The sequence below is a fragment of the Amycolatopsis kentuckyensis genome (assembly GCF_002155975.1).
Lineage (GTDB): Bacteria > Actinomycetota > Actinomycetes > Mycobacteriales > Pseudonocardiaceae > Amycolatopsis > Amycolatopsis kentuckyensis.
This window is the reverse complement of sequence record NZ_MUMI01000166.1, coordinates 1-4,903: the sequence shown is the minus strand read 5'-3', so window position 1 is coordinate 4,903 and position 4,903 is coordinate 1. Positions and strand designations below refer to the sequence as shown.

The 4,903-nt window shown below is 71.3% G+C and carries 3 protein-coding genes and 1 pseudogene; 1 reads left to right on the top strand and 3 read right to left on the bottom strand.

What is annotated here, in order from left to right; all coding sequences use genetic code 11:
- From CCN39_RS16960 to CCN39_RS16950, 3 genes are all read right to left on the bottom strand, one after another.
- A partial coding sequence (locus CCN39_RS16960) for an LON peptidase substrate-binding domain-containing protein (RefSeq protein ID WP_086843094.1) occupies positions 1-1,820 on the bottom strand: 1,820 nt, incomplete at its 3' end.
- A gap of 100 nt (positions 1,821-1,920) precedes the next feature.
- On the bottom strand, positions 1,921-2,775 hold the full coding sequence (locus CCN39_RS16955) for an SAM-dependent methyltransferase (RefSeq protein ID WP_086843092.1): 855 nt from the start codon (positions 2,773-2,775) through the stop codon (positions 1,921-1,923).
- 70 nt (positions 2,776-2,845) lie between these two features.
- Positions 2,846-3,784 carry a GNAT family N-acetyltransferase gene (locus CCN39_RS16950; RefSeq protein ID WP_086843090.1) on the bottom strand — a complete coding sequence of 313 codons (939 nt, stop codon included), beginning with the start codon at positions 3,782-3,784 and terminating at the stop codon, positions 2,846-2,848.
- A 236-nt stretch (positions 3,785-4,020) separates the two neighbouring features.
- Here CCN39_RS16950 and CCN39_RS16945 point away from each other — a divergent pair.
- Positions 4,021-4,903, top strand: a pseudogene (locus tag CCN39_RS16945) (diguanylate phosphodiesterase); the annotation flags it as partial.

Below are 4,903 nucleotides of genomic sequence, written 5' to 3'. Positions count from 1 at the left end.
GTGCGCTGGGTCGACGCCGGCAGCGACGACTCCGGGATGTGCCGCGGGCGGCCCAGGTACGCGTCCAGATCACCAGCGTCGACGGTCAGCGGCAGCGAAACCTCGTCCAGGGCCACCTTGGTCGCGACCTTCCGCAGCACCTTGGCGATCGTCCGGTTCGCGTCGCGCACGCCCGCCTCGCGGGTGTACTCGGCGGCGATCCGGCTGAACGCGGCGTCGGTCAGCGTGACGTCGGACGTGCCCAGCCCGGCCCGCTCCAGCTCGCGGGGGAGCAGGTGGTCGCGGGCGATGGTGACCTTCTCGTGCTCGGTGTAGCCGTCCAGCGTGACGAGCTCCATGCGGTCCAGCAGCGGGCCGGGGATGGTCTCCAGCGCGTTGGCGGTCGCCAGGAACACGACGTCGGACAGGTCCAGCTCGACCTCGAGGTAGTGGTCGCGGAACGTGTGGTTCTGCTCCGGGTCCAGCACTTCGAGCAGCGCCGCGGTCGGGTCGCCGCGGTAGTCGGCGCCGACCTTGTCGATCTCGTCGAGCAGCACGACCGGGTTCATCGAGCCGGCTTCCTTGATGGCGCGGACGATCCGGCCGGGCAGCGCGCCGACGTACGTGCGGCGGTGGCCGCGGATCTCCGCCTCGTCGCGGATGCCGCCCAGCGCCACCCGGACGAACTTGCGGCCCATGGCCTTCGCGACCGACTCACCCAGCGACGTCTTGCCGACCCCGGGAGGGCCCGCGAGGGCGAGCACCGCACCGGAACGCCGTCCGCCGACCGGGCCGAGACCCGATTCCGCGCGCCGCTTCCGGACGGCCAGGTATTCGATGATGCGTTCCTTGACGTCGTCCAGACCCGCGTGGTCGGCGTCCAGAATGGCCCGGGCCGCGGCGATGTCGTGGACGTCCTCGGTGCGCTCGGTCCAGGGCAGTTCCAGGACGGTGTCCAGCCAGGTGCGGATCCAGCCGCCTTCGGGGGACTGCTCGGACGTGCGGTCCAGTTTGTCCACTTCGGCCAGTGCGGCCTTCTTGACGGCGTCGGGCAGTTCGGCAGCCTCGACGCGGGCGCGGTAATCCGTCTCGTCAGCGGTGCCGTCGAGTTCGCCGAGCTCCTTGCGGATGGCCTCGAGCTGGCGGCGCAGCAGGAACTCCTTCTGCTGCTTCTCCATGCCCTCGGCGACGTCCTTGCGGATCGTGTCGGTCACCTCGAGCTCGGCCAGGTGCTCCTTGCTCCATTCGAGGGCCTTCTCCAGCCGGGCGCTGACGTCCACTGTGGACAGAAGGGTGAGCTTCTGGTCGGTGTCGAGGTACGGCGCGTTCCCGGACAGGTCGGCGATCGCGGAGGCGTCCTCGACCTGCTGGACGGCGTCGATCAGCTGCCAGCCGCCGCGCTGCTGGAGGATCGAGATGACGACGGCCTTGTACTCGGTCGCGAGCTTCGCGGTCTGCTCGTCGGTGGTCTCGGTGGCGTCCTCGGCGTGCACCCAGCGGGCGGCGCCGGGACCGTCGGCGATCCGGCCGACGACCGCGCGGGCCGTGCCGCGCAGCAGGACGGCGGCCTTGCCGCCGGGCACGCGGCCGATGCGCTCGACCGTGGCGACGGTGCCGAACTCGGCGTACTCGCCGTGGACGCGCGGGACGATGAGGACTTCGGCTTTGGCGGCGCCGGTCGACCGGATCCCGGGGAAGGAAGCCTGGCTCGGCGTCTTGGCCTGGGCGGACTCCACCGCGGCCCGCGTCTCGGTGTCGGTCAGGTCGAGCGGGACGACCATGCCCGGCAGCACGACGTCGTCATCGAGCGGGAGCACGGGCAGGAGGCGGGTGTCGGACATGTGCACTCCTCGGATAGTTGAGTCTGCCTAGCTCAACTCTCCGATGGGTGTGTTTGTTTCCGATGGTGCGTTCGCCCACAGCGATCGGGGAAACCGCAGGTCAGCGCCCTGGCTTCGCCGCCACGGCGCACCACGCGAACGGGCGGGCCTCCGCCTCCAGGGCGTTGATCTTCCGGTCCGGCCGCCAGTCCGGCAGGTGCACGATGCCCGGCTCCAGGATCGGCCAGTCGCCGAAGAGCGGCTCGATCTCTTCGCGGTTGCGCAGCCAGACCGGGTTGCTCGTCTTGCGGTACTGCTCGACGAACCACCGCAGCCCGTCCAGGTACGGACCGGACCCGTCGCCTTCGCTCATCTGGGAGATCGCCAGCCAGCTGCCCGGCGCGAGCGCGTCCCGGTACGCCGCCAGCAGCCCGTCCGGATCGTCGTCCGGGCCGACGAAGTGCAGCACCGCCGCCATGATCAGGCAGACCGGCTGCGAAAAGTCGATCAGCCGGCGCGTCTCTTCGGAGCGCAGCACGGACTTCGCGTCCCGCATGTCGGCCTGGACGATGCCGGCCCAGTCGGTCGCCATGCCCTCTTCGAGGATCAGCGTCGCGTGGGCGACGGCGACCGGCTCGTAGTCGACGTAGACGACCTTCGCGTCGTGGTCTTCGGGCAGCTCCGCCTCGACGACCTCGTGCACGTTGCCCGCCGTCGGCACGCCCGAGCCGAGGTCGATGAACTGCCGGATACCGGCCCGCAGCGCCGCCCGCACCGCGCGGTTCATGAACTCGCGGTTCTGCTTGGACCCCGGGCGCACCAGCGGCCACTGCTGTTCCATGCGCCGGCCGAACTCGCGGTCCACGGCCCAGTTCTGGGTACCGCCCAGGTACCAGTCGTAGATCCGGGCCGCGGACGGCTTCTCGGTGTCGACGCCCTCGGGCGCTCTCGGCGCGGAATCCCGCTGGTCGGTCACTTCAGGCTCCCCTCGCTGGCGGCGAGGTCAGCCTATAAGCCCAGGGCAGCCGCGGTAATCCTCCAGTAGTTCACCGAACAGCCGGTCGACGCTGCCAGTACGTCCACAGCGGGCGGTAGCCCTGGGCGTACCAGAACGGCGTCGACAGCGGGTTCGCCGCGGCGTGGTGCAGCAGGACGACGTCGGCGCCTTCCTCGTCGAGGACTTGGTGGGCGTGCGTCGCCAGCGCGGTGCCGACGCCGGACGACCGCGCCGCCTCCGCCACGGCCAATGAGGACAGGTAGCCCACCCGGGAAGCCGCGACCCGGCCGCTGATCCAGCCGGTCTCGCCCGGGTGCTGGACGCTCACCATGCCGAGCGGACGGCCGTACAGCTCGGCGATCCACAACGGCGGCTCCGGCCGCTTCAGCTGCTCGGCGAGGTCCTTGGCCAGGATCTCCTCGACGCCGGTGCGCCAGTTCACCGTGCCGTACTGGGCGTCGTAGGAGTGCAGCTCCATCCCGAGCGCCACCGCGGTTTCCAGGTCGCCGGGCTCGGCGCGGCGGATCTTGACGCCGGGGGTGCCGAGCGGGGTCGCCGGGACGTGCCGCTGCGCGGGGCGGACCGCGACCACCCGCAACGGCGCGAAGCCGTGGTGCAGCATTTCCCGCGCGCCGGCGGCGTCCCGGCTCGCGCGCGGGACGATCGCCGCGGTCTCGGTGTCGCCGCGCTCGGCGACCGCGCGCAGATGTTCATCCCATCGGGTGAGGAGGGCGTCCAGCACGGCCGCCGGCTGCGGACCGGCCAGCTGGAGATCGAGGCGGTGCTCGGTCAGCGCGCGCCACGGGGCGTTCGGGGCGTCGCGGTCGACCTGGACGCGGGAGGCCAGCCCGGACGCGGCGGAGTCGCCCGTCGCCACCTCCAGGACCACCGCGTTTTCCGCTGCCTCGAAGGGAGTCGATCCGGGGAGGAGGGAGTCCACCGCCGCGAGCCGTGCCGCGTGCTCGGTGGCAATCACATCGCTGTGCATGAGGCCATTGAAGCGCTACCCGGCGGCGCGTGCGAAGAGAACCGGCACAGTTACGACACCTGCCGTTTCACCCCTTGGTCCACGCAGGTCAGCGCGTTCGAGGCATTGTTAACCCTGGGGTGATCTCCTACTGTCTCGAAAGGGACACGGGTACGCCCTACGGGGTACGGTATGGCCCTTGTCCACACCCGAAGTCACGGATCAGCACCGGTGGACAAGCCGGGAGGGAAGGTCGGATGCCGGACACCAACGCCCACGGCGACGCCGTCGCGCAGGCGCAGCCCGGGCCGGGAGCCGCCTCCGGGACACCACCCGTCTCCGCCGAAGCCCGCACCGACGAACGCCGCTTCCGCATCTACACCTTCGCGGTCCTGAGCCTCGGGCTCGTCGCCGCGTTCGCGGTCGGCTCGTGGCTGCCGTTCGAGTGGAACGACCGGCTGCTGTGGATCGGGCCCGTGCTCGCGGTCGCCTTCCTGCTCGCCGAACAGCTCGGCATCAACGTCGACGTCCGCAGCGGCATCTCGTGGACGATCTCGTTCACCGAGATCCCGCTCGTCATCGGGTTCTTCGTCGCGCCCTTCGAAGTCGTGCTGGCCGCGCACCTCGTCGCCGGCATCGGCACGCTGCTCGCGCGCAAGGTCGCCGGCCGCGTGCTCTACAACGCGGGCGCGTTCCTGCTCGAGATCACCGGCGCCTTCGCGGTCGCCGGTCTGGTCAAGCACGCCGTCGGGACCGGGGACGAGATCCCGTGGGTCGCGGCGCTGGCCGGCACGCTGACCGCGCCGCTCGTGAGCACGCTGCTCGCCCTGGCCGCGGTCCGCGTGCTGCGGCGCCGGATGCGGGTCAGCACCGCCGTCCGGCTCACCGGGCGGATCCTGGTCGTCGGCTTCGTCAACGCGTCCGTCGGCCTCTCCGGCTACCTCGTCATCTCCAGCACGCCGCAGGCGTGGCCGCTGGTGCTCGCCGTCTTCCTCGGCCTCACCGCGCTGTACTGGGCGTACTCCGACCTCCTGCGCGAGCAGCGGGACATGGAGGCGCTCTCGGACGTCAGCCTGATGGTGGCCCGCTCGGGCCAGCAGGCCGCGGCGCGCCCGGCCAGCCGCGCCGACGAGCTCGTCG